We start from the raw sequence: 25,109 nt of genomic DNA on the forward strand, positions 1-25,109 counted from the left end.
CGCTGCGCTCGCAATGACGGGGACCCGATCAGACGGATGCCTTCGCGGCGCCGAGTGTCGTCGCCACACTCCCCTCGGCCAGATGTCGCCCCGCGATGTACCCGAACGTCAGCGCCGGTCCCAGCGTGATCCCTGGCCCCGGACAATTGCCGTTCATGATCGAGGCCATGTCGTTGCCGCAGGCGTAGAGGCCCGCGACCGGCGTGCCGTCCTCGCGCAGCACGCGCGCCTGGGCATCGACCTTCATGCCAATCGCGGTGCCGAGATCGGCCGGATAGATCCGCATCGCGAAAAAAGGACCACGAAGAATCGGAGCGACGCAGGGGTTGGGCTTGCGAGATGGGTCCCCAAGATGCCGCTGGTAGATGGTGCTGCCGCGGCCGAACTCGGGGTCGCGGCCCTCCCTGGCGCCTTCGTTGTAGTCCGCAATCGTCGCCGAGAGTGTGGTCGGCTTGATGCCGATCTTCGCCGCGAGCTCCCCGACGTCGGGAGCCTCAATCAACTCTCCACTCGCCACATAGCGCCGGACACTGCGCGTGAACGGCTTGATGCGGCCGAGGCCGTAGCTCCACAAGAACGGGCGGTCGCAGACGAGATAGAACGGCAGATCAGGCTCGCCATTGCCGTCGCGCAGCATCGCGAGCACGAATTCGTGGTAGGACAGCGCCTCGTTGACGAAGCGCCGGCCGGCCGCATTGACCGCGATCACGCCGGGCTTGGCGCGGTCGGTCACAGTGTGCGGGAAAACGCCACGGCTGCCGTCGGCGCGACGGAACAGCGAGGCCGGCACCCAATACGCCGGGCTCGTCGCATCCGTATTGAGCGCTGCGCCGGTCGTTGCCGCAAGTCGAAGCCCATCGCCCGTAACGGACGTGGCGGTCGCCGAGACGAGTCCGGCCGCGGATGGGAAGAAGCGTTTGCGCAAGGTCGCGTCGTGCGAAAAGCCGCCGGTCGCGAGCACCACGCCGCGTCGCGCGGCAATCAGGCGATTGCGAGCGCCATGACGGATGACCACACCGCCGACGCGCTCGCCCTGCATCGACAAATCCTCGACGTCCGCGCTGAAGAGGATCTCAACCTGCCGCGCCAGCAGCGAGGCATACAGCCGCGCGGCGAGCGCATTGCCTAGATGCAACGTCGTGCCGCGCGGGCTGCGCAGCCGCTGCAACATGTACTCGGAGACCAGCCGCGCTGCGCGCAGGGTCGAGCGCAGCGATTTCCCGACCTGGCGCAGATGCGGGATGTCGAGGCGGTTGAGCATCATCCCGCCGAACAGCGTCAACTCGGGCAGCGGCGGCCGTAATCGCGCAAAAGCCGCGCCGAGCCGCGTGCCGTCGAACGCCACCGGCTCCAGCACGCGTCCGCCTGATGTCGCGCCCAATCGCTCCGGATAATAGTCCGGATAGGCCTTCACCGGCTGGAGGCGAACTTGCGTGTTGGCTTCGAGATAGGCAACCGCCTCCGGCCCGCGCGCGAGGAAGGCGGCGCGCAAGCCGGCATTGGCGGGCTCCGGCACCGTATTCGACAGGTACTGCACGGCGTCCGTGACGCTGTCGGAGAGCCCCGCCTCTTTCATCTTGGCATTGGCGGGGATCCAGACCATGCCGCCGGACCATGCAGTGGTGCCGCCCACGAAGGCGGTCTTCTCGATCACCAGCACGCGCAGGCCTTCGGCGGCGGCGACGGCCGCCGCCGTCATTCCGCCGGCGCCGGCGCCGGCGACGATGACATCGTAGGTCTCATGCGCCGGCATCATGCGGTGTGGTTCCCGAAGCGAGGCATGACACCGTCATACCTCGCCTGGGCGCCTACACGCTAGCGGGCCGGCTTGCGCTCGACCGGGTCGATGTCGATCGCCCGGAGGCGGCCGAGTCGCAGCACGTCCATGGCCAGGCGGCGGCCGATCCGATCGCGGTCGAGCACGCGGATCAGATCGTCGACGCCGTTGATCTCGATGCCGTCGAGGCTGATCACGACGTCGCCGGACAACAGGCCCGCCTTCGCCGCCGGCCCGTCCGGCTCGATCTGCGCAAGCAGCGCGCCCATCTTGTTCTCGACGCCGGCCAGCACGGCGTGCCGCCGCGGGATCGGCGCGGTCTGGCCGGCCACGCCGATATAGGCGCGGCGGACATAGCCGTGGCGGATGATCTCCGACAGCACGAATTGCGCGGTGTTGCTGGCGACCGCGAAGCAGATGCCTTGCGCACCATTGATAATCGCGGTGTTGATACCGATCACCTCGGCATTCGACGACACCAGCGGCCCGCCGGAATTGCCGGGATTGAGCGCGGCATCGGTCTGGATCACATCCTCGATGGTGCGGCCACTGACCGAGCGGATCGAGCGCCCGAGCGCCGAGACCACGCCCGCGGTGACGGTCGATTCGAAGCCGAGCGGATTGCCGATCGCGATCACGAGCTGGCCGCGCCGCAGGCTCTTGGAATTGCCGAGCGCAGCATAAGGCAAGTCCCTCACGCCATTGGCGCGCAGCAGCGCCAGGTCTGTGTCGGGATCGACGCCGAGCACCCGGGCGTCGCCAACATTGCCGTCGACGTCGCGCAGCCGGATCTCCTTGGACGAGCCGACCACATGGCTGTTGGTGAGGACGAGACCATCCGGCGAGATCACGATGCCGGAGCCGAGCCCGCCGCGCTCGCGGCCGTTCGGCACTTTCGGCCCGGTCTCGACACGCACGACGGCGGGACCGACGCGGTCGGTCACGTCGATCACCGCATTGGAATAGGCGTCCAGCAGGGCCCGGTCGTCGACCGGGGCAGATGCTGCCGTTCGCGATGACGGCACGTCATCGACGATGTCTGAAGTAAAATCCAGCATGGCAAGAGTCCTTGAGGCACACACAGATGGTGGCCTGCTCCCTCCAGCGCAAGTGGCCCGCTTAGGGCGCCCTTCGCAGCGTCCCCGCCCTTGCCTTGACCGGATCCAGCAGCGACCAGTCGCCATCCGGCAGCACATGGCCCTTGGGAAAAGGTGCGCGCAGCTCGAGCCCGAGCGAGCGCAGCACACGGTCGTCGCGGTAGTAGCATTGCAGCACCACGCGGACGAGCGTCGCGGCGGCCGCGCCGCCGGAACTGCGAAACTCCTGCGCCACCGCATCACGCTTTGCCGCATCGAGCTCGGCGAATGGTTGGCCCGCGAACCGCGCCAGATGGTCGAGCGCCGCCGCCACCAATTTGGTGTCACGCCCCAGCGTCGCCAGCATGTCGGCCTGGATCGCAGGGTCGTCGGCGCCGGGCACCTTGTATTCGTCGCTCGCGGGAACGATCATCGCGGCGACGGTGCGGAGGTCCTCGCGCTGGGCGCGTGTCAGTTGGTTGTCTGCGGACATGATGGCCTCAGTCGAAGAGATTGGCGAGACGCTGCTTCATCTGGTCGGCAACGTAGAGCGCGATGGCCTGGATGGTCGAAGTCGGGTTGACGCCGCCCGAGGTGACGAAGACGCTGCCGTCGACGATGAAGAGGTTCTTCACGTCGTGCGAGCGGCCCCATTCGTTGACAACGGAGCGTTCGGGGTCGGTGCCCATGCGTGCCGTGCCGAGCAGGTGCCAGCCGCCCCACGGGATCGGCGAGTTGACACAGATGTCGGTCGCCCCCGCGGTTTCGAGAATCTCCCGGCCGCGCGCCAGCGCATGCTCCATCATCTTCCGGCTGTTCTCGCTGATCGTGTAGTCGATCTTCGGCGCAGGAATGCCGTGGCTGTCCTTCAAGATCGGATCGAGCGTGACCCGATTATGCTCCTCTGGCAGGTCCTCGCAGATCGCGGAAAACCCGAGCCGGTGGGCATTGAGCTTGCGGAAGACGCGATGATGATCGGCGCCCCACGGCAGAATGCCCTTCTGCTCGCTGACGACGGCTTCGAACACCGGCCCGGCGCCGCGCACGAACTGGACGCCGTAGCCGCGCACGAAGCCGCGCGAGAGGTCCGTATCATACCACTCCTTGCTCCACAGGCAGGTCGGCGGCGCGCGGTTGCTGTCGGTCGGCTCCTTCACATAGCCGTAGATCTGCGCATAAGGATGGAACATCAGGTTCTTGCCGACGAGGCCGGACGAATTGGCAAGCCCGTTCGGAAAGCGATTCGATGCCGAGTTCAGCAGCAGCCGCGGCGTGCCGACGCCGTTGCAGGCGATGATGACGACATGCGCCGGCTGGAACTGCTCGACGCCGTCCTTGTCGTAGTAGACCACGCCGGTGGCCATGCCGTTCTCGTCGGTGGTGATCTCGCGCACCCGGCAGTGAGTCCGCAGCTCGACGCCGGCCCGGACCGCGTGCGGCCAATAGGTGATGTCGGTCGAGGCTTTAGCGCCTTGCGCGCAGGCCGGCGTGCAATGGCCGAGATTGATGCAGCGCGCGCGGCCCTCGTAGTCCATGGTCGCGACCGTCGTATCCGACGGCCACCAGTGCCAGCCGAGCTTGTTCATGGCCTTGCCGATGATCGCGCCCGACAATCCGAGCGGCTGTTGCGGCATCGGCGGATGCGTCAGCGGTGAGAGCGGGTCGCCGGACAGGCCGGAGGTGCCCATCATCCGGTCGTTCTCTTCGAAGAACGGGGTCAGCGCGTCGTAGTCGATCGGCCAGTCGTCGGCGACGCCGTCGAGCGTCCTCACCTTGAAGTCGGAGGGATGCAGCCGCGGCCAGTGCGCGGTGTACATCACCGTCGAGCCACCGACCGCATTGTAGTTGACGACCTTGATCGGCGAGTTGTCGTCGTTGATCGGATAGTCCTCGGGCCGGCCGCGGATGTTCGGGCTCGACGACCACTCGCCGTAGAACTTGGCCTCCCAGTCCCGGCCCGTGCTCGGATATTCCGCCGGGTTCATCCAGCCGCCCTGCTCCAGGCAGAGAATGTGCATTTTGGTTTCGGCCAGCGACCACGCCACCGCCGCGCCTGAAGCGCCGGCGCCGATGATCAGGACGTCCACGGGGTCTTTCATCGCAGCCTTTTCCTCCCCCTCGCCGCTTCCCGGGCGATTCGGCCTCCGCGGTCCGCGAGGCCGGCGAACGATAGGATCAGAGCTACGGCTGAGTAAAGCCGCGAGGCCGGAATGTCGCACGTCGCAGGACGCAGACCATTGGTATCGCCACATCCGGATGCTAGGAACAAGGCGAAAGAGCCATCGATAGCGAGACCTTATGTCCTTCGAGAATTCATTTGCCGCCGCCCGCGCTTTCGCGCTCGTATTGTTTCTCGCTCTGTCCGGAATTCTGGGCACCTCCGGCCCCGCCTCCGCGCTGACCGCCGCCGCGACGGTTCGCGACGGCAATGCCATCCAGCTCGGCGATGTCACCTACCGCCTCGACGGCGTTGACGCGCCCGAGCTGGACCAGGTCTGCATCGACGACCACGCCGATCCCTGGACCTGCGGCATCGAGGCCCGCGACCAGCTCGCCAAGCTGATCGGCAAGCGATCGGTGCGTTGCGACGATGTCGGCCCCGAAAAGAGCTTTGGCAAGCGGCACCGCGCGATCTGCACGGCCGAGGGCGACAAGACCAGCTTGAACGAGCAGCTGGTCAAGCTCGGCTATGCCATCGCGCGCGAGCCGGTCAAGGCGAACGTCGAGTCGGCCGCAGCCGATGCCAAATCGGCCTCGACCGGAATCTGGAAGGGCTGCTTTGTTGCACCGCAAGAATTCCGCGCCGGCAAGAAGGACGGCGCGCTGCTGGGCGCCGCCTGCCGCGCCGACCGCGACAAGGAGATTCGCACGGTGTTGTTTCCCGAGGATCTGAACATGCCGCCGAGCTGTAGCATCAAGGGCAAGCTCGCGGTGCGCGCGCGTGTCACCGGCAATATCGGCATCTACCATTTACGGGGCTGCCCGAGCTACCCCGCAACCACCAAGCCGGATCGCTGGTTCTGCTCGGAGGACGACGCCCAGGCCGCAGGCTTCCGCAAGGCATATAATTGCCGCCGGTCGAAATAACGAAGCTCATCACGCACCCGTGAGCGGTAGCCGGAGACAGTATTCATCCGGAATTGAACTCTATCGTGAGTTGCTGCATTTGTAAGCGTACGCAAGCGCTTTGCGCGAGCGTTTCCTTGGCGGCAATCCGGCTCCGGCCCGATTGCTTTGCTCGGGCGTTTCCTCCCTAGACTTGGGCCGCTTGTCACAACAAGCGGCTCTTCTTTTTTGCACAATGCGCTAACGGCGCATTGGCATGATCTGATCCATGGGCGGCATGTTCGCATTCAGATGCGACATGATCCAGACGGTGCCGCCGACGACCAGGAAGACCACCAGCAACCCGAACGCCAGCGCCAGCACGTTGTTGGTGTTATCGGGGCCCGTGGTGATGTGCAGGAAGAACACAAGGTGCACGCCCATCTGCGCGATCGCCAGCACAATCAGCGCGACCGGAATGGAAGGCTGCCAGACCAGATCCGTACCCGCGATGAAGAACGAGGTCGCCGTCAGCAGCAGCGCAAGCGCAAGGCCGACCACGTAGCCGAGGATGCGCGCGCCGACGCTGTGCTGCTCCTCATCGCCCGGCGCAAGGTCATGGCCGGCCAGCATATGCGTCTGATCGCTCATGTGCCACTCCCAAGCAGGTAGACGACGGAGAAGACCCCGACCCACACGATGTCGAGCGCATGCCAAAACAGCGCGAAGCACATCATCCGGCGCAGGACGTCGGCACGAAAGCCCTTCGCAAAGACCTGGGCCATCATGGTGAGGAGCCACAGCACGCCGGCGGAGACGTGCAGGCCGTGGCAGCCGACCAGCGAGAAGAACGACGTCAGAAAGGCGCTGCGCGATGGGCCGTAACCGCGGGCGACGAGGTCGGCGAATTCGCGAAACTCGATTGCCAGGAATATGAGCCCCAGCACGCAGGTCACGGCCATGCCGAGGTAGAACCAGAACCGGTTGCGAACATCGGCTGCGATACTGGCCATGCCGCAAGTGAAACTCGACAGCAGCAGGCAGACCGTCTCGATCGCGACATTCCGCTGGTCGAATATCTCCGAACCCTTCGGGCCGCCGGCGGTCTGGTCGGCCAGCACCGCATAGGCCGCGAAGAAGCAGGAGAACATCACGATGTCGGAGAGCAGGAAAACCCAGAAGCCATAGGCAGTCACGATGCGCTTTGGCGCCGGCCCAGGATGCTCGATGACGACGCCGATGTGATGGGGATCGGCGTGCGCACGGTCCGCGGTTGCGGTCATCGCCATCAGACTGTCCCCGCCATGCTGACGAGATCGCGCCGCTCCGCGAGATTGACGCGGTCGATTGCCGCGACCTCCTCGGCCGGAATGACGTATTCGTCGTGGTCGCGCCAGGCGAACACGACGAAGGTCGCGAACGCTCCGATTCCGCCCAAGACCACCATCCACCAGATGTGCCAGATCAGCGCGAAGCCCATGATGGTGGCGAAGAACGCGCAGACGAAGCCGGTCGGCGAATTCCTGGGCATCTCGATGTCATGATACTCGGGCGCGTCATGCTCGTGCGATTGCTGCTTGGCGTGGGCCTTCATATCCCAATAAGCATCTTCGCCACGCACATCGGGATTGAAGGCGAAGTTGAACACCGGCGGCGGCGACGAGGTCGCCCATTCCAGCGAACGCCCGTCCCAGGGATCGCCGGTGCGGTCGCGCAGGGCCTCGCGGTTGCGGATGCTGACCACGATCTGCATGATCTGGCAGATCACGCCAATCGTCAGCACGGCCATGCCGACGGCTGCAACCAGCATCCATGGCCGCCACGCCGCGACGTCGTAATGCTGCATGCGGCGCGTCATGCCGAGCATGCCGGCGACGTAGAGCGGGATGAAGGTGACGTAGAAGCCGAAGAAGGTGAACCAGAACGCCAGCTTGCCCCAGCGCTCGTCGAGGCGAAAGCCGAATGCCTTCGGAAACCAGTACTCGAAGCCGGCGAAGGCGCCGAACAGCACGCCGCCGATGATGACGTTGTGGAAGTGCGCGACCAGAAACATGCTGTTGTGAAGCATGAAATCGGCCGGGGGCACCGCGACCAGCACGCCGGTCAATCCGCCGATGATAAAGGTGACCATGAAGCCGATTGACCACAGCATCGGCGTGGCGAAGCGGATGCGCCCGCCATACATCGTGAACAGCCAGTTGTAGATCTTCACCCCGGTCGGTATCGCGATGATCATGCTGGCGATGCCGAAGATGGCGTTGACGTCGGGGCCCGCGCCCATCGTGAAGAAGTGATGCAGCCAGACCATGAATGAGATGACGCAGATCGCCATGGTCGCCAGCACCATGGAGCGATAGCCGAACAGCGCTTTGCCGGAGAAGGTCGAGACCACCTCGGAGAAGATGCCAAACGCCGGCAGGACTAGGATGTAGACCTCGGGATGTCCCCAGGCCCAGATCAGGTTCATGAACATCATGACGTTGCCGCCGGCCTCATTGGTGAAGAAGTGGAAGCCGAGATAGCGGTCGAGCAGCAACATCGCCAGGGTGGCCGTCAGAATCGGGAAGGCCGCGACGATCAGGAGGTTCGAGGCCAGCGTGGTCCAGCAGAACATCGGCATGCGCAGATAGTTCATGCCTTTGGTGCGCAGCTTCAGCACGGTCGTCACGAGATTGATGCCGGCCACCAGCGTGCCGACGCCGGAGATCTGCAACGACCACGCATAATAGTCGACACCGACGCCCGGCGAATAGGACAATTCCGACAACGGTGGAAACGCGAGCCAGCCGGTGCGGGCGAATTCGCCGATCACGAGCGAGAGATTGACCAGCAGCGCGCCGGTCGCGGTCAGCCAGAAGCCGACCGAATTGAGGGTCGGGAAAGCGACATCGCGCACGCCAAGCTGAAGCGGCACGATCAGGTTCATCAACCCGATCACGAACGGCATCGCCACGAAGAAGATCATGATGGTGCCGTGCGCGGAGAATATCTGGTTGTAGTGCTCCGGCGGCAAATAGCCCTGCGATTGGTAGGCGACCGCCTGCTGGATCCGCATCATGATGGCGTCGCTGCCGCCGCGCAGCAGCATCACCGAAGCCAGCAGGATGTACATGACACCGATGCGCTTGTGATCGACGCTGGTGATCCATTCGTGCCAGAGATAGGGCAGGTGCCCCTTCACCACGACCCAAGCCAGCACCGCGAGAATCCCGACCAGCACCACCGCGCCCGCGATCAGGGGGATGGGCTGATCGAACGGGATGGCCGACCAATCGAGCTTACCGAGCATCATGGCCTCCACTGTGCGACCGGCCTGCCTCGGATGCCAGCTCCGGCCCCGGTCCCGGCGGAATATGCTGGGTCGCGATCAGGTCGAACAGCCGGGGATCGTCGAGCCTGTAGGCCGGCCTGCCCTTTTCGATGCCCTGCTGCATCAGCTTCTTGTAGCTTTCTTCATTGAGGACAGCATTGCTCTTCGCCGTGGTCGCGACCCAGTCGGGAAAGGCGAGCGGCGAGATCACGTTGACGTCGAACATCATGTCCGGAAAGCCGTCGCCGGAGAAATGCGCCGACAGGCCCTGCAGCTTGCCTTCGTTGTCGGCGCGCAGGTTCAGCTTCGTCACCATGCCGTTCATGGTGTAGATCATGCTGCCGAGCTGCGGGATGAAGAACGTGTTCATCACGCTCGACGACGTCAGCTGGAAATTCAGCTCGGCGCCTGCCGGCACTGTCAGCGTGTTGACGGTGGCGATGCGTTGATCCGGATAGATGAAGAGCCATTTCCAGTCGAGTGAGACGGCCTGGATGCGGACCGGGCTGCCGGTGCCGGGTACCGGTGCTGCAGGATCGAGCTGGTGCGAGCCGATCCAGGCGACCCCGCCGAGCAGGATCACGGTGAGCGCGGGGATCGCCCACACCACCATCTCGACGCGCCCGGAATAGACGAAGTCCGGCTGAAAGTGCGCCTTCGGATTGGAGGCGCGAAACCAGAACGCAAAGCCGAGGATCGCGATGATGGTCGGCACCACGATCGCGAGCATGATGAAGACGGAATCGACCAGGATGGTGCTGTTGGCCGCAGCCACAGGCCCTTGTGGATCGAGCAGATTCATCGGCAAGCCACTGCGGTTGGGAAGCCCCCGGGACAGAGCCTAGCGCGGGAAAGGCTCCGGCAGCAAACGCAGTCGCGTGAAAACGGTTCCTGAACCGCACGGACCGGCCCTGCTCAATGCGCCGGCCGCGACATGCAATTCCATGCGATGTCAATGACATGAATGCAGGAAGAGCGCCCTTCTCTCCGGCGGGGACGATTGCTAATCTGCACGAAAATAATTGGAAAGAACGACATGCGGGGCCCCGAGGACGATGCCGGTTTCGTCGGCAAGGTGGCGATGGTCAGCGGAGGCGGCGCTGCGGGCGATGGTATCGGCAATGGCCGTGCTGCCGCGATCTTGCTGGCGCGCGCCGGCGCCAGGGTGCTGGTGGCCGATCGCGATCTCAAGCTCGCCGAACGCACGGTCGAGATGATCCGGGCCGACGGCGGCACCGCCGCGGCCCACGGCGGCGACGCCACGAGCGAGAGCGATTGCAAGACACTGGTCGAAGCCGCGCTCGATCGCTGGGGCCGGCTCGATTTCCTCGACAACAACGTCGGCATTGGCAGCCGCGGCAGCGTGGTCGACGAGACGCCGGAGCAGTATCGCCGCGTCATGCAGGTCAATGTCGAGAGCATGTTCCTGCTCTCGAAGCATGCGATTCCCGCCATGATCACGACCGCCAAGGGCGGCGCGATCGTCAATATCTCCTCGATCTCGGCGCTGCGGCCGCGCGGGCTCACGAGCTACACGACGTCGAAGGCCGCCATCATCGGACTGACCCGTGCGATGGCGGTCGATCACGGCCGTGATAACATCCGCGTCAACTGCATCTGCCCCGGGCCGATGTACACGCCGATGGTCTATGCCAGCGGCATGAGCGAGCAGGCGCGCGCGCAACGCGCCAAGGCCTCACTGCTGAAAACCGAAGGCACCGGCTGGGACGTCGGCCATGCCGTCAAGTTCCTGCTCAGCAATTTCGCCCGCTACATCACCGGCCAGGTTCTGGTGGTCGACGGCGGTGTGACGTTGCAAGCCCCCGAACGCGAATCGCAAGAACACTGAAGAGGATACACAGGGATGGCCCGCCTGCCCTATCTCGAGGCCGACCAGGTCGCGCCCGAATATCGCGACATGCTCAAGCGCAACACCAATTTGCACAAGCTGCTGGTCAACTCGCCGGAGATGGCGCGCGCCTTCAACGGCATCGGCGGCTACATCCGCTTCAGGAGCAAGCTCGACCCGCGCCTGCGGGAGCTTGCGATCCTCCAGGTCGGCTGGATGGAGAAGTCAGAATACGAGTTCACCCACCATGTGAAGATCGGCAAGGAATTCGGCGTCACCGACGAGGACATCGCCGGCCTGATGGCGGAGACCGACGGCAAGCCCTCGATGCTCGAGCCACAGGCGAGGGCGATCCTGAAAGGTGCCCGCGAGATGGTGCGCGAGCTCGCGATGTCGGATGCGAGCTTTGCCGAGATCAAGCAGCATCTCTCCGACGAGCACATGGTCGATCTCGTCCTGACCATCGCGTTCTATTGCAGCGTGGTGCGCGTGCTCGCCACCATGAAGATCGACAACGAGCCATATTACAAAGAGGTACTCCAGCAGTACCCGATCCGGGAGTGAACTGAGATGCGTTTGAAGGACAAGGTTGCGATCGTCGTGGGCGCCGGCCAGAGTCCCGGCGAAGGCATGGGCAATGGCCGCGCCACCGCACTCACCTTCGCACGTGAGGGCGCCAAGGTGCTGTGCGTCGATCATCATCTGGAATCGGCGCAGGAAACTGCCGCCATGATCGCCGCGAAGCAAGGCACCGCCGCGGCGTTTAAGGCCGACGTGACCAAATCCGCCGACATCAAGGCGATGGTCGCGGACGCGCAGGCGCGCTGGGGTCGGATCGACGTGCTGCACAACAATGTCGGCGTCAGCCTGGCCGGCGGCGACGCCGAGCTGCTGCAAATCACCGAGGAGGCATTTGACCGCGTCGTTGCCATCAATCTAAAGAGCTGCATTCTGGCGGCAAAGGAAGTGGTCCCGATCATGCGCGCGCAGAACAGCGGCGTGATCATCAACATCTCCTCGATGGCGGCGATCACGACGTATCCGTACGTCGCCTACAAGGCGACGAAGTCGGCGATGATCGCCTTCACCGAACAGCTCGCCTACCAGAACGCCGAATACGGCATCCGCGCCAACGTCATCCTGCCGGGCCTGATGAACACACCGATGGCGGTCGACACCCGCGCCCGCGAATGGCACAAGACCCGCGCCGAGGTCGAAGCCGAGCGCGACAGCAAGGTGCCGCTGCGCAGGAAGATGGGCACCGGATGGGACGTCGCCAATGCCGCGCTCTTTTTGGCTTCGGACGAGGCGAATTTCATCACGGGCGTGACGCTGCCGGTGGATGGCGGAGCGAGCGTGAGGCGGGGCTAGGTGCTCTCCCTCGCCCGCTCTTGCGGGAGAGGAGACGAGCGCTCGCTCAGCGCACGCTTGTCACCCGCCAGATCGTGCCGTTGCCATCCTCCGACACCAGCAGCGATCCATCCTTCGCCACGGCGACACCGACCGGCCGTCCCCACACCTCGGTATCGCTCACCACGAACCCGGTGACGAAATCCTCGTACTCGCCGGTCGGCTTGCCGTCTTTCATTCGGATTCGGATCACCTTGTAGCCGGTGCGCTTCGACCGGTTCCAGGAGCCGTGCTCGGCGGCGAAGGAATCGCCCTGATACTCAGACGGAAACTGCGTGCCGTGATAGAAGGTCATGCCGAGCGAGGCCGAGTGCGGCTGCACCAGGACATCGGGCACCGTCACCTTGTCCTTGAGGTCCGGCCGCGCGCCGGCGTGGCGCGGGTCTTCGTTGCCGCCGATATAGAACCACGGCCAGCCGTAGAAGGCGCCTTCCTTCACGCTGGTGACGTAGTCAGGCACGAGATCGTCGCCGAGCCCGTCGCGTTCGTTGGTCGAGCACCACGGCAGCCCGGTCTGCGGCTGGATGGCGAGGCCGACGCAGTTGCGGATACCGGTGGCGTAGATCTTCCGCTCCTTGCCATCGGGGTTGAAGGCAAGCACGGTGGCGCGCTCGGTCTCGCTGGCCCAGGCTGCGCCAAGGGGTTGCGCTTTCGCCCACGCCTCCATTCCGCCCGGCGGCGTGCCCATGCCCTCGGCGACGTTGCTGAGCGAGCCGACGGACACCAGCATGCGCTTGTTATCCGGCGTGAAGACGATGTCGCGGGTGGAATGGCCGCCATCATGCGGCAAGTTCGCTACGACCGTCTCCGCCTTGCCGCGCGCCTTGAGATCGCCGGCCTGATAGGGAAAGCGGACGACGCTGTCGGTGTTGGCGACGTAGACCCATTGCGGATTGTCGCCATTCGGGAAGAAGGCGATGCCGAACGGCTGCCGCAGCCCGGCAGCGAACACCTCGTTGGTCGCGGCCTTGCCGCCTTCGCCGGCGCGCAACACGCGGATGTTGCCCGCGCGCGTCTCCGCGACGAAGACATCCCCGTTCGGCGCGACGCGGACAATGCGCGGGGCGCGCAGACCCTCGGCGAACAGCTCGATCTTGAAGCCGGCCGGCACCTGAAGCGCAGCCTCCGGCGGGCGCGGCACCAGGCGCGACGAACTCGCAACCGACCGCGTGGCCCCGGGCCTGACCAGATCCTGCGGCCGGATCAACCTGACCGCGCCGGGCTTGTCGGCCTGCCAATCGCCATAGGCCTCCTTGCCCTGCAGCACCGCCTCGGCCTGCGCACAGGTCGCGATCGCGACCAGCCACCCCGCGGACATCGCCACGAACGAAATCCTGTTGTTCACGTCGTTTCCTCCCGGCCTTCACGTGTCGCGCATTAACGTCGATCGACGCGCAACGTTCTGCGACAGGTCAAATGCCTGCCGAATCCCACGTCAGCTCATGCCCGCACGATGTGCATCAGCCGCAGCCCATCCTACTGGAAAATGCGGCTGATCGGTGCGACACATTGTAAGGGTGAGGCCGCCGGTTGCGGTCATCGAGGCTGCGGCATTGATGTCGCATCTGTTGGGGTGATCATGTGGGGATCCATCATATCGGAATGGGCGAGCCTGCTGCTCCGCTGGCTCCACGTGGTGGCGGCAATCGCCTGGATCGGCAGTTCCTTCTATTTCATCGCTCTCGATCTCAGCCTCAAGCCCAAGAGCAATCCAACGAGCGATCTGCCGGACGGCGTGCAGGGCGAAGCCTGGCAGGTCCATGGCGGCGGCTTCTACCGGATCATGAAATATCTGGTCGCGCCCGCCCAGATGCCGGACGAGCTGACCTGGTTCAAATGGGAGGCCTACACCACCTGGCTGTCCGGATTCGCGCTGATGGTGGTGGTGTATTATCTCGAGGCCGATCTGTTCCTGGTGGACAAATCGATCCTCGACCTCACGCCGTTCCAGGCTGGCCTGTTCAGCCTTTGCAGCCTCGCGCTGGCATGGCTGCTCTATGAAGGCGCCTGCCGCACCGGGCTCGCACAGCGCGAGCTCCCCTTCGCCATCGGCGGCTATCTGTTCCTGGTCGCCCTCACCTACGCCTTCACGCATGTTCTGAGCGGGCGCGGCGCCTTCAACCAGATCGGCGCTATCATCGGCACCATCATGGTCGCCAACGTCTTCACGCTGATCATCCCGAACCAGAAGAAGATCGTAGCCAGCCTGATCGCGAGACAGGCGCCCGGTCCGAAGCTCGGCAAGACCAGCAAGGAGCGCTCCGTCCACAACAACTATCTGACCCTGCCGGTCGTCGTGCTGATGATCAGCAACCACTATCCCCTGCTCTATGCCACGCGCTTCAACTGGATCATCGTCGCAATCATCCTGGCGCTCGGCCCCGTGATCCGGCACTTCTTCAACGAGCGCCACGCCGGGCGCAAATCGCCGTGGTGGGTATGGGGCATCGCAGCGGCTGGCGTGATCGCGATCCTCTTTCTCTCCGCCGCGGGCCCGCGCGAAATCAAGACAAGTGCGCTGTCGGCGCAGCCGACCCTCGCCAATGTCGAAGAGATCGTGATGTCCCGCTGCAGCATGTGTCACGCGGCCGAGCCGGTCTGGGCCGGCATCGTCACCGCGCCGAAGGGCATCCTGCTTGACGCACCCGAGCACATCCATCGCAACATCCGCCTGATCGGCCGCGTCGCCGCCTGGTCCAATGCGATGCCGCCGGGCAACATCACAGAAATGACCAGCGATGAGCGCGCGATCCTCGCTGCCTATATCGAGCAGGCTCGCTGACGCCATCGACTGTGACGCGTTGAGAGCATTTCGCGGAATGAAATTCCGCCTTTCCCGCTGATTTGAAAATGACTTGACCGCCTATCCGGCGTAGACAGGACCAATGGCCGCCAGCCGGCCTCAAGTCAGTTTGCATTCGGGGAAAGAACAGTGGCCCTCAAGAACGTCATCGGTATCGACCACGCCGTGGTCATGGTTCAGGACCTCGACAAGGCCGCCCAGAATTACCGGCAGCTCGGATTCACCATCTCGCCGCGCGGCACCCACAGCGCGCATATGGGCACCGGCAACTACACCATCATGTTCGATCCGGATTATATGGAGCTGCTCGGTGTGCTCGTCGCGACCGAACACAATGCGCCCGCGCGCGCCTTCCTCGATCAGCGCGGTGAGGGCATCGAGCGCATCGCCTTCACCGCGGTCGATTCAACCGCCGGCGCGGAGGAAATCCGCGCACGAGGCTTGGAGCCGATCGGCCCGACCGATTTCGAGCGGCCGGTCACGCTCCCTGATGGCACGGTGTCGGCGGCGAAATTCCGCACTTTCATGTGGCCGACAGCTGAAGCGCCCGGCGGCGTGCGCATTTTCGCCTGCCAGCACAAGACCCGCGAGACCGTGTGGATTCCCGAGCTGATGAAGCACGCCAATGCAGCAAGGCGGATCAAGCAGACATTGATCGCGACGCCCGAGCCCGCGAAGGAAGCCGCGCATTTGGGACGGCTGATCGACCGCGAGCCGAAGGCTGAGGCCGACGGCGCGGTGACGGTGCGCTCTGGCGGCGATCGTGCCGACTTCGTTTACTTGACGCTGGAGCAGCTCGGCAAACGCTATCCCGGCGTGCCGCTCGCAGGTCTTTCCGAACGTGGTGGTGCGGCCCTGGTGCTCCTGAGCGGCGATCTCGCAGCCACCGAGAAGGCGCTCGGTTCGGCCGCGGTGCGCAGCGGGCCTGCGATCTGCGTGCCGCCGGCCAAGGCCAACGGTACTTTGCTCGCCTTTGTTGCCGGCTGATTTGAACTAATTCTTTAACAAGCGTTTACCGGGCGGCCCTAGGCTTCTGGGCTACCCGCGCCTTCAGGCGCCAAGCGCATGTTCAAAGAGAAACCGCCGATCGCCTATGATGCGCCGGCCGAACTGAAGAAGTGGCCGTCGCTCAAAGGCGAGAGGCAGAAGGACCGAGGTCCGCCCTATCTCGTCTACGACGGCACGCTCGCCGACTGCGTCCGCGAGCTCATGGGCAAGCCCATCAAAGGCATCTCGCTCTACGACATCATGACGAGACCGCAAGCAGCGTTCGACCAGACGGTGCTGTCGCCCGGCGACGCCGCCGAGATCGCAATGCGTAAGGACTTTCCGAAAGAGTGAGGCGGTCTGCCGCGCTTTGGCGTAATCGCCCAGCGCGTGCACGAGCAGAATCCGAAGCTTCACGATCGCGGCGTTGAGCTTATCGGCAGCAAGCTGCTTTGCGGGACGGTGGCCCGCAAGCCCACCGAGAGTTTCGCGGCGGGAACACCGTAGTAACACCTGCGGAACCGGCGGGACCGCAGCTTTGCCGCAATCGCACGGTTAAGAACTGCTTATCGCCGGCGCAGCGCTGGCCGTTCACCCACAGTTCGAGGTTGCTCCAGCAATGCGATTTGTCGTCGCGGCTTGCGCCGCGTTTATGATTCTGATGTGCGACTTCGATCCGTCGGCGTCCCGCCAACCATCGGCTTTCGACCACGCCGTTCTTCAAAACACTCAAGCCTCGCCACTTATTCCGGTGGTCGAGCTGTTCCTCGCCAGCGTGCAGGCGCTTGAGCTCGCCAATGCACGCGCGGCCTATGAAGAGACACCCGAGCCGCCGCATGCGGTCGAGCCTGTCGCGCAGGCGCCAATTTCGCCGACGGAACGATTCTGCCACGCGCTTCGTGAAGCTGCCGAAGCCAGCGGCATTCCGGTGCCGTTCTTTGCGCGTTTGATCTGGCAGGAGAGCCGCTTCAAGTCGAACGAGGTCAGCCAGGCCGGCGCACAAGGCGTCGCACAGTTCATGCCGGAAACGGCAGCAGAGGTCGGGTTGGACGATCCGTTTGATGCGATGAAGGCGCTGCCGGCATCAGCCAAATTCCTGCGCAAGCTGCGCGACGATTTCGGCAATCTCGGTCTTGCGGCAGCCGCCTACAACGCAGGTCCCGGCCGGATCCAGAAATGGCTTGCCAAAGAAAGCGAGCTGCCGCGCGAGACGCGCGACTATGTCCGCATCATCACCGGCACCAAGGCCGAGGACTGGACCGCGCGCTCGGAAGCCTTGGCGATCCGGATTGACCTGCCGCGCGAAGCACCATGCGAAGGCATCGGCAGTCTGTCCAAGGCGAAGGACGTTACCTGGGTTCCGGTGAACCTGACGCCCTCGGCCGCCACCATCATTCGGAAGGCCGAGCAGCTGGCCGCTCGGTTGAATACGAATCGTGCACGCAAGCGGTTCGCAATCCTGCTCCGCAACACCGCTTCGGCTCACGGCAAGGCGCGCGGCATGATCGAAGCGCGGGCGGCCGGAAAGAACGGCAAGGCCCGTGCAATCCGGTTTGCAGCCCGCGAACGATCTTCGGGCTGATGCGCAAATCCGAAAGCCGCTCGATGGAGCGGCTTCCGTTGTCCGCGAGCTAGTCGATCTCCTCGATGATGCGGCGTTCGCTGGGCTCGACGACATAGGTCCGCGAATCGCGATGGATATAGCGGTACTCCCGCAGGTCGGGGGCGTCCCGGTAGACGGTGCTCGGGAATTCCTCGACTTCGACACTCTCCGGAACGCGGTCGCCGACACGGATTTCGGACCGCGCGGTGCTGCCGGTGGTCTGGCGTTCGCTCCGTCCTTCGGTGCGGGTCTTCGCATGCTTGCGGATCACTTCGCGATCGCGATCCGAAAACTTGCTGGCGCTGCGCTCGCGCGTGGTCGTCGTTGCCGCGGTGGACTGTCCCGAGTACGGCAGCACGGTCACGATCTTGTAAGTCGCCGGATCGACCACGACGATTTCATCCTTCACCAGCGCAAAGCTGTAGCCGCGATATTGCGGCACGATCTCGACGACGTCGGGCGGTAGCGTCGACAGCTGGACATCGCGCGGCACCACTGTGCCGACGTTCAGCGAGAAGTTGACGTTGGTCAGCGGCCGCACGTTGAGGTGGGAGATGGACGCGCTGATCTTGGTCTCCTGCTGCTTGTTGAGGTTGACGTCAGCGCGGGCCGCGGTCTGTGAATTGGCGCCGGTCCGCTCGCCCTGCGCCTGATTGCTGCTCGGCGCGTTCGGCGATTGCTGGGCCTGGTTGGTTCCAGATGCACCGGGCGCCTGCTGGGCCTGATTGGTATTGTTCGACGGAGGGTTGGAGCGATCCTGCGTCTGGTTGGAGTTCGCAGCCGGTGGATTGGCGCTCTGCTGGGAGGCAGGCTGGTCGCCAGCCGTGTTTGAGTTTGCCGTACCGCTCGACGGCCGGGCGGAGGTATCCGCGCTGTTGGTGGCGTTGGTCCCCGAGCCGGAACTGGCCGACCCGGACGACGGAGTGGTCGCCTGGGTATTCTGGGTCGACGCTCCCGGCGTCGATGACTGCTGCGGTTGCGACGTGGGCTGCTGCGTTTGTGCCGCCCCAGACGGCGAGGTAGTGGACGGAGCTGCGGAATTCGATTGGGATTGCGGCGTCTGCTCGGACTTGCTGTTCGTGCTTGGCGATTGCGCAAAGGCGGCGTTCGCCAGCACTAACCCTAGTGCGGTCGTTGCCAACAGGCGGATCATGGTTCACTCCCTTGTTCGGTCAAAGCGTTGGTTATTAACCTGCGCTAAAACCGTCTGTTCCACTTTTTCCCGAGCGAAAGACGCCGCGCCTGCACGGAACCTGCGATGCCATCGAACAGTGCCGGGATCCTCGCCTACCGAAAGCGACGGGAAATGGAGGTTCTCCTCGTTCATCCCGGAGGACCGTTCTGGCGCAACAAGGACCTCGGTGCATGGTCGATCCCGAAGGGCGAGTATGCGGACGGAGAAGACCCAGACATCGCCGCGCGACGAGAGTTTGCCGAAGAGCTTGGGCTTGAACTGGCCATGCCGCTGGTGGCGCTCGGTCAGGTCAAGCAGCGCGGGGGCAAGATCGTCACCGCGTTCGCAGCCGAGCTCGACATCGACCTGCGGAGCATTCGCAGCAACACTTTCGAGATGGAATGGCCGCCACGCAGCGGCAAACGGCAGACCTTTCCGGAGGTCGATCGTGCCGAATGGTTCACGCTCGAAGCAGCGTACGACAAGATCAACGCAGGACAGCGCCCGCTGCTCGAGCGGCTCGCTCAGGTGGCCGGCATCGCATAACCGCTTCGATGCGCCTTACCGCCGTCGTTGCAAGGTGTCGGTCACACCGGCTCGTGCTCGTCGGTCACCGGCGACGTCACCACAAGAAACACGAGATCGGTCAGGCCGGAGTTCGAGATCGCGTGCTCGACGCCGGGCGGCAGGAAAATCACGTCGTGCTTGCGCACGACGTGGTTCTTGCCGGCGATTTCCATCAAGCCCTCGCCGTCGAGCACGTGATAGACCTGCTCCTGCACTTTGTGATGATGTCGCGCGACATAGGCCATCGGCTGGTACATCGAGATGCGATAGTCGATGCGGCGCGAGCCCGCCGTTTCCGGCATCACCAGCGGCTTTGACAGCGCGCCGCCGAAGTGATTGGGGAATTCTCGCCAGGGCACCTCGGCAATGTTGCGAATGAAGGCCCCGTTGCGGTCCTCGGCCATGATCGTGCTCCCTAGTTCACCAGCGCGCCGCCGTCGACATACACGATCGAGCCGGTGGCGAACCCATTCGCCATGAAGCTCAGGATCTGCTGGGCAATGTCCTCGGCCATGCCGACACGACCGACCGGGAGCGTGGCAGCCGTCCTGGCCAGCATCTCCTTGCGCGCCGCCTCCGGCATCGCGGCCCGGATCGGCGTGTCGATCACGCCTGGCGAGACCGCATTCACGCGCACCGGTGCAAGCTCCAGCGCGAGCGCACGCGACAGCGATTCCAGCGCGCCATTGGCCGCACTGATGATCGCCGAATTCGGCCGTGGCCTCACGCTGAGGAAACCGGTGACCAGCGTCAGCGAGCCGCCGGGCCGGATCTCGGCCTCGCGCGCGACGCGCCAGGCGCCCCAGAACTTGCCTTCCATGGTGGCGCGGACGTCATCCATCGCCACCGTCTTGAATGGGCCGGTGCGAAGCTGCGCGGCGGTCAGCACGACGTGATCGATAGGGCCGGTGCGGCGGAACAGTTCGGCGACACTCTGGTCGCTGGTGACATCCGTGGGAATAGCCGCGACCTTGAGCCGCTCGGCGACGGAATCGAGTTTTGCAGCGCTGCGCGAGGCGATGATGACCTCGCCGCCTTGTATCTTGGCCAGTTCCGCCGTAGCGAGGCCGATGCCTGACGAGCCGCCGACCACGACGACCTTCTTGCCTGCGAGCGTCATTCCTATCTCCCGCTTTCTTTATTCGTTTGGTGGTCCGCGCGCTGCGCGTCAGCCTGGCTGAAATCGTGTGCCAATGCCGGCCTTGCTCTGTCCGAGGCCCGGCAATTCCCAGACACCGGCGCCGACCGGATTGACGTCAGCAGCGATGTCGACGTCGATCAGATACGGCCTGTTCGCGGCGATGCCCTTGCGGATCGCCTCGCCAAGATCTCCCGCACGATCGACCCGCACGCCCTCGACGCCGCAAGAGCGCGCCATCGCCGCAAAGTCGGGATTGTAGCGTTCGCCGGTCTCCGGGTTCTTGAAGTCGGTCGCGAGTTCGCGGCCGCCGAGATAGCCGCGCTGAAGTCCGCGGATCGAGGCATAGGCGTAATTGTTCCAGACTACCCAGACCACGGGCAGATTGTACTCGACCGCCGTGCCCAGCACGTTGGCATGCATGAAGAACGCGCCGTCACCGCACACCGAAACGCAGGGCCGATCGGGCGCCGCGAATTTCGCGCCCATCACACCGGCGACGCCGAAGCCCATCGGGCCAAACCCCATCGAGCCGATCAGCGAGTCCGGCCGCTTCGGCTTGCAGAAGCCGAGCAGCCAATTGTGATGCACGCCGATGTCGGAGACGAGGATCGCGTCCTCAGGCAGCGCCCTGTCGATCTCGACCGCCGCACGCTGTGGGTTGATTGGCGTGGTGTCGTCGGAGAAGCCGGGCGCAACGAACTTGTCCCATTCCCTGCGATAGCCATCGATCTGCGCCAGCCATTTTTTGCGGACATCCGACTTCTTGAAGAGATTGTCGCGGCGATCGAGTTCCGCGTGAATCTGCCGCAGGAAAGTGCGGACGTCGGCCATCAGTCCGAGTGCGACAGGATAGTTGCGGCCGATCTCTTCGGGATCGATGTCGACATGGATCAGTTTTGTCGGCGGGATCGTGAAGGAATAGCCTGGGATCCAGGAGCTCGAGGTGCGGTCATCAAAACGAACGCCCAGCGCCAGCAGGACGTCGGCCTGGCGCGTCGCGTGATTGGCTTGATAGTGGCCGGCACGCGCGACGAGTCCGAGCGCGAGCGGATGATTGACGTCGAGCGCGCCGAGCCCGCTCGCGGATGCGGCGACCGGAATCTGAAGCCGCTCGGCGAGCTTGCGCAATTCGTCCGCAGCACCGCCATAGCGCACGCCCTGCCCGACCAGCATCACTGGCCGCTCGGCCGAGAGCAGCATGTCGACCGCCTTCTCGACGCCATCAGGGTCGGCGCCGCAGCGGCTGGAAATATTGGCACTCCATTCGCTCGCCTTCGGCGCCTCCTCGGCCGCTGCTTCCATGAAGACGTCGAAAGGGACGTCGATCACCACCGGCCCCGGCCGTCCCGTGATCATCGTCTTCCAGGCCTGCCGCACTGCGAGCGGCACCATCTCGCCGCGCGTCGGCTGAAACACCTTCTTGCACATCGTGCGCACGGTGGACGGGAAGTCGGCCTGATAGTGCCGGTACATCTCCTGGAACGCGCCGCGGTTGAATTGGCTGGTCGGCACGTTGCCGGTGATCGCCATGAACGGCACCGAGTCCAGGAAGGCGTTGGCAAGCGAGATCGGTAAGTTCGCCGAGCCCGGCCCGCACGAGGTGAAGGTCGCCGTCGGTCGGCCCGAGACGCGGTAATAGACATCGGCCATGAAGCCGGCGACGCTCTCGTGATGCACGGAGATCGTCTTGATCTCGGAGGACCGCTCGTACAGCGCGTCGATGAACTGGATATTGCCGTGGCCGCACAGCCCGAACACCTGCGGCACCTTCTCCTGGATCAGATAATCGACAATGACCTGGGCGCCATTGAGCATGTTTTTCGACATCAACCCGTCTCCCTGCGGCCCACGACTTCTTATGGACCGATGCCGAGAACATGGCGGTCGTCGCTGGGCCGCGGCAAGCCTATTTCCCATAATGCTGTACGTCAATTTATATTGTGATAGGCTGCCAATCTGAGGAATCGCGGGCTCGATCCCCAAGGTTGCGTGGTTGCGTGCTACTGTCGCACCAACGGAGTCACGACGGATTCACCAGAGAGGACCTCTTCCTTGAGATCGCGTACCAAGCCCACGACCGGCGAGAAACCTGCAAGCGCACGCAAATCCGCGATCGCCAAACTGATCCCCGTGCCGCAAGCCGATGGCGACGACGACACCGACGACAAGCAGCGGAGCGGCGGCGTCCAGTCGCTCGGCCGCGCCTTCTCGATCCTCGAACAGGTCGCGCGCCATCGCGAGGGAATCGGACTTGCGGAGCTGAGCAAGCTGGTCGGCCTGCACAATTCGACGACCTTTCATCTCGCCAAGACGCTGGTCTCGCTCGGCTACCTCCGCCAGGAGAAAGACAGCAAGCGCTACCGCATCGGCCGCCCTTTGTTTGCGCTCGCAGCAAGCGCGCTGGACGAGATCGAGATGGTCAATGTCGCGACGCCGGTGCTGGAGGAGCTGTCGCGCCAGACCGGCGAAAGCGGCCATTTTGCCGTGCGCATGGGCGATGCGGTGATCGTCATCGCCCGCACCAGTGGCACCGGTGCGTTCCAGCTGACCGACCGTGTCGGTGTGGTGCGGCCCGCCCATTGCACCGCGCTCGGCAAGATCATCCTGGCGTCACTCCGCCCCGAGCAGCTGAAGCGGTTCATCGATCGCGTGGAGCTGAAACCCTCGACGCCAAAATCCATCAGCAACGCCGGCGCGCTGATGCGCGAGATTGCCGAGGTGCAGCGCACCGGCGTTGCCTTCGACGACGGCGAGTTCAATCCGGAAGTGCGCTGCGTCGCCGTGCCCGTGACCGATTTCACCGGGCAAGTGGTCGGTGCGCTCGGCATTTCCGGGCCGATCTGGCGGCTCTCGAACCAGGCGCTGCACGCCGGCGCACAGATCGTGCAGGCGGCCGCGGACCGCTTGTCGGCCGAGTTCGGCGCCAAACACCGGGCGCACAAGGCGCTCACGCAAAAAGCCTGAGCTGCACGCAGGACGGCGATTTTGCCGGTTGACACCGGCGATGGCGTTCGGGATTATCCTCCAGCATTAGAACAAGGTCTCTCACATTATCGGATATCCAGTTTTGAAGGGAGGCAGGCGATGCACCCGGGAGGAGACCGACATGATCCGCTACCCGCGACGGACGTTGTTACGGGCGGGCGCAGCCTTCGTTGGCGCGTCGGCGCTTGGGTTTCCGGCGATCGTGAAGGGCCAGGCCGAGAAGATCCGGATCGGGCATCTGACGCCGCTCACGGGCTTTCTCGGCGTAATCGGCAGCTACGCGCAGCTCGGCGTGAAGCTCGCTGCCGAGGAGATCAACCAGTCCGGCGGCATTCTGGGCAAGCAGATCGACCTGCTCTCGGAAGACTCGATCAACCCCGCCACCGCGTCGACCAAGGCGCAGCGCATGCTGGAGCAGGACGGCGCGATGGTGCTGCTCGGCGAGATCTCGTCGGCCTCCTCGCTCACCATCATGCAGGTCGCCGAGCGCAACAAGAAGGTGTTCTTCTCGACCGGCGCGCGCTCGGACGCGCTGCGCGGCAAGAACTGCAACAAATATTCCTTCCATTGCGACATCCCGAACACCGTGATGGTCAACGCGGTCGGCACCGCGCTGTCGCAGAAGGGCATGGTGAAGGGCAAGAAGTTCTTCACACTCACCGCCGACTACATCTTTGGTCACGATCTGCTGAAGGCGGCAAAGACCTTCTTCGGCGCGCACGAAGCAAACCTGATCGGCGACGAGCTGATCCCGACCGACGCCACCGACTTCAGCCCGTATCTGCTCAAGGTGCGGCAAGCGAAACCCGACGTGGTCTGCTGCAACCTTGCCGGCAACCAGGTGACGAACCTCGTCAAGCAATATGCCGAGTTCGGCCTGCCCTACCCGCTGGTCGGCTTCAATCTCAACACCGGCGATGCCTGGGCCGCGGGCGCCGGCAATCTCACCGGCACATGGCCGACGGTCTGGTATCATACGCTGAACAATCCGACGTCGCACGCCTTCGTCGCGGCGTTCAGCAAGAAGTACGGCAAGACGCCGGAGAACCACGCCTGGATCGACTACATCACGCTGAAGCTGCTGGCGGAGGCGATCAACACAGCCAAGTCGACCGACAGTAATGAGCTGATCGCGTATTTCGAGAAGCAGGCCCAGTTCGACATCGGCAAGGCACGTAAGGCCTATTTCCGCTCCTGGGACCATCAGCTCGTGCAGGAGGCCTATCCGTTCACAGTCAAGCCGAAGGACCAGATGAAGGATCAGTGGGACATGCTGGTGCTGGGCGAGGCCGTGCCGGCGGCAGGCGATCCGCTGGAGACGATCTATCCGACCAGGGAACAGAACCCCTGCGAGATGAAGGCCTGACGCGCGGCCTGGACGC

General features: G+C 64.3%; 24 protein-coding genes. 11 read left to right on the top strand and 13 right to left on the bottom strand.

Annotated features, from left to right (window positions below; translation table 11 throughout):
* Positions 1–28 precede the first annotated feature (28 nt).
* The 4 genes from IVA88_RS08290 to IVA88_RS08305 form a co-directional block, all read right to left on the bottom strand.
* A complete protein-coding gene (locus IVA88_RS08290; protein ID WP_247496786.1) occupies positions 29–1,756 on the bottom strand; it encodes an FAD-dependent oxidoreductase in 1,728 nt (575 codons plus the stop codon).
* A 59-nt stretch (positions 1,757–1,815) separates the two neighbouring features.
* Complete coding sequence (locus IVA88_RS08295) at positions 1,816–2,835, bottom strand: trypsin-like peptidase domain-containing protein (RefSeq protein WP_247496787.1); 1,020 nt, start codon at positions 2,833–2,835, stop codon at positions 1,816–1,818.
* A 61-nt stretch (positions 2,836–2,896) separates the two neighbouring features.
* Positions 2,897–3,346: a gluconate 2-dehydrogenase subunit 3 family protein gene (locus IVA88_RS08300; RefSeq protein WP_247496788.1), complete on the bottom strand. Its 450-nt coding sequence runs from the start codon at positions 3,344–3,346 to the stop codon at positions 2,897–2,899.
* A gap of 7 nt (positions 3,347–3,353) precedes the next feature.
* The gene (locus tag IVA88_RS08305) at positions 3,354–4,952 is read right to left on the bottom strand and encodes a GMC family oxidoreductase (protein WP_247496789.1); all 1,599 of its coding nucleotides are present in this window, start codon (positions 4,950–4,952) and stop codon (positions 3,354–3,356) included.
* Between the two features lie 199 nt (positions 4,953–5,151).
* Between IVA88_RS08305 and IVA88_RS08310 the strand changes: the two genes are divergently transcribed.
* Positions 5,152–5,940 (top strand): thermonuclease family protein, encoded by a 789-nt coding sequence (locus tag IVA88_RS08310; RefSeq protein WP_247496790.1) that lies wholly within the window; start codon positions 5,152–5,154, stop codon positions 5,938–5,940.
* A gap of 219 nt (positions 5,941–6,159) precedes the next feature.
* On the opposite strand, the gene cyoD is transcribed toward IVA88_RS08310, so the two are convergent.
* Genes cyoD through IVA88_RS08330 form a run of 4 tightly spaced genes read right to left on the bottom strand, consistent with a single transcriptional unit; the run spans position 6,160 to position 10,010 of the window.
* Positions 6,160–6,549 carry a cytochrome o ubiquinol oxidase subunit IV gene (gene cyoD, locus IVA88_RS08315; protein WP_247496791.1) on the bottom strand — a complete coding sequence of 130 codons (390 nt, stop codon included), beginning with the start codon at positions 6,547–6,549 and terminating at the stop codon, positions 6,160–6,162.
* A complete protein-coding gene (locus IVA88_RS08320) occupies positions 6,546–7,187 on the bottom strand; it encodes a cytochrome (ubi)quinol oxidase subunit III (RefSeq protein ID WP_247496792.1) in 642 nt (213 codons plus the stop codon). Before IVA88_RS08320 ends, cyoD begins: the two co-directional genes overlap by 4 nt.
* Positions 7,187–9,187, bottom strand: a complete 2,001-nt coding sequence (cyoB, locus tag IVA88_RS08325; RefSeq protein WP_247496938.1) for a cytochrome o ubiquinol oxidase subunit I — start codon at positions 9,185–9,187, stop codon at positions 7,187–7,189. The genes IVA88_RS08320 and cyoB overlap by 1 nt, the downstream gene beginning before the upstream one ends.
* Positions 9,177–10,010, bottom strand: a complete 834-nt coding sequence (locus IVA88_RS08330; RefSeq protein ID WP_247496793.1) for a cytochrome ubiquinol oxidase subunit II — start codon at positions 10,008–10,010, stop codon at positions 9,177–9,179. The genes cyoB and IVA88_RS08330 overlap by 11 nt, the downstream gene beginning before the upstream one ends.
* Positions 10,011–10,244: 234 nt before the next feature.
* On the opposite strand from IVA88_RS08330, the gene IVA88_RS08335 reads away from it, so the two are divergent.
* Genes IVA88_RS08335 through IVA88_RS08345 form a run of 3 tightly spaced genes read left to right on the top strand, consistent with a single transcriptional unit; the run spans position 10,245 to position 12,428 of the window.
* Entirely contained in the window at positions 10,245–11,057 is an 813-nt protein-coding gene (locus IVA88_RS08335) for an SDR family oxidoreductase (protein ID WP_247496794.1), read from the top strand.
* A 15-nt stretch (positions 11,058–11,072) separates the two neighbouring features.
* Positions 11,073–11,621 carry a carboxymuconolactone decarboxylase family protein gene (locus IVA88_RS08340; protein WP_247496795.1) on the top strand — a complete coding sequence of 183 codons (549 nt, stop codon included), beginning with the start codon at positions 11,073–11,075 and terminating at the stop codon, positions 11,619–11,621.
* Positions 11,622–11,627: 6 nt separating this feature from the next.
* Positions 11,628–12,428: an SDR family oxidoreductase gene (locus tag IVA88_RS08345; protein ID WP_247496796.1), complete on the top strand. Its 801-nt coding sequence runs from the start codon at positions 11,628–11,630 to the stop codon at positions 12,426–12,428.
* Between the two features lie 46 nt (positions 12,429–12,474).
* Here the strand turns inward: IVA88_RS08345 and IVA88_RS08350 are convergent, their stop codons facing one another.
* Positions 12,475–13,812, bottom strand: coding sequence for a sorbosone dehydrogenase family protein (locus IVA88_RS08350; RefSeq protein WP_247496797.1), 1,338 nt, complete (start codon positions 13,810–13,812; stop codon positions 12,475–12,477).
* Between the two features lie 234 nt (positions 13,813–14,046).
* On the opposite strand from IVA88_RS08350, the gene IVA88_RS08355 reads away from it, so the two are divergent.
* From IVA88_RS08355 to IVA88_RS08370, 4 genes are all read left to right on the top strand, one after another.
* Positions 14,047–15,249, top strand: coding sequence for a urate hydroxylase PuuD (locus IVA88_RS08355; RefSeq protein ID WP_247496798.1), 1,203 nt, complete (start codon positions 14,047–14,049; stop codon positions 15,247–15,249).
* Positions 15,250–15,399: 150 nt separating this feature from the next.
* Complete coding sequence (locus IVA88_RS08360) at positions 15,400–16,257, top strand: VOC family protein (protein WP_247496799.1); 858 nt, start codon at positions 15,400–15,402, stop codon at positions 16,255–16,257.
* A 78-nt stretch (positions 16,258–16,335) separates the two neighbouring features.
* Positions 16,336–16,611: a hypothetical protein gene (locus IVA88_RS08365; RefSeq protein ID WP_247496800.1), complete on the top strand. Its 276-nt coding sequence runs from the start codon at positions 16,336–16,338 to the stop codon at positions 16,609–16,611.
* 265 nt (positions 16,612–16,876) lie between these two features.
* Complete coding sequence (locus IVA88_RS08370; RefSeq protein WP_247496801.1) at positions 16,877–17,839, top strand: lytic transglycosylase domain-containing protein; 963 nt, start codon at positions 16,877–16,879, stop codon at positions 17,837–17,839.
* Positions 17,840–17,888: 49 nt separating this feature from the next.
* Here the strand turns inward: IVA88_RS08370 and IVA88_RS08375 are convergent, their stop codons facing one another.
* On the bottom strand, positions 17,889–19,013 hold the full coding sequence (locus tag IVA88_RS08375) for a DUF1236 domain-containing protein (protein ID WP_247496802.1): 1,125 nt from the start codon (positions 19,011–19,013) through the stop codon (positions 17,889–17,891).
* Positions 19,014–19,118: 105 nt separating this feature from the next.
* On the opposite strand from IVA88_RS08375, the gene IVA88_RS08380 reads away from it, so the two are divergent.
* Positions 19,119–19,580, top strand: a complete 462-nt coding sequence (locus tag IVA88_RS08380) for an NUDIX domain-containing protein (protein WP_247496803.1) — start codon at positions 19,119–19,121, stop codon at positions 19,578–19,580.
* Between the two features lie 41 nt (positions 19,581–19,621).
* On the opposite strand, the gene IVA88_RS08385 is transcribed toward IVA88_RS08380, so the two are convergent.
* From IVA88_RS08385 to IVA88_RS08395, 3 genes are read right to left on the bottom strand one after another with little or no spacing between them, the layout of a single operon-like run.
* A complete protein-coding gene (locus IVA88_RS08385) occupies positions 19,622–20,005 on the bottom strand; it encodes a cupin domain-containing protein (RefSeq protein WP_247496804.1) in 384 nt (127 codons plus the stop codon).
* A gap of 11 nt (positions 20,006–20,016) precedes the next feature.
* The gene (locus IVA88_RS08390) at positions 20,017–20,721 is read right to left on the bottom strand and encodes an SDR family oxidoreductase (RefSeq protein WP_247496805.1); all 705 of its coding nucleotides are present in this window, start codon (positions 20,719–20,721) and stop codon (positions 20,017–20,019) included.
* A 48-nt stretch (positions 20,722–20,769) separates the two neighbouring features.
* The gene (locus IVA88_RS08395) at positions 20,770–22,569 is read right to left on the bottom strand and encodes a thiamine pyrophosphate-binding protein (protein WP_247496806.1); all 1,800 of its coding nucleotides are present in this window, start codon (positions 22,567–22,569) and stop codon (positions 20,770–20,772) included.
* A gap of 225 nt (positions 22,570–22,794) precedes the next feature.
* On the opposite strand from IVA88_RS08395, the gene IVA88_RS08400 reads away from it, so the two are divergent.
* The gene (locus tag IVA88_RS08400; RefSeq protein WP_247496807.1) at positions 22,795–23,706 is read left to right on the top strand and encodes an IclR family transcriptional regulator; all 912 of its coding nucleotides are present in this window, start codon (positions 22,795–22,797) and stop codon (positions 23,704–23,706) included.
* A gap of 142 nt (positions 23,707–23,848) precedes the next feature.
* Entirely contained in the window at positions 23,849–25,093 is a 1,245-nt protein-coding gene (locus IVA88_RS08405; protein ID WP_247496808.1) for an ABC transporter substrate-binding protein, read from the top strand.
* Positions 25,094–25,109: the final 16 nt, after the last annotated feature.

It is taken from the genome of Bradyrhizobium sp. 149 (assembly GCF_023073915.1).
GTDB lineage: Bacteria > Pseudomonadota > Alphaproteobacteria > Rhizobiales > Xanthobacteraceae > Bradyrhizobium.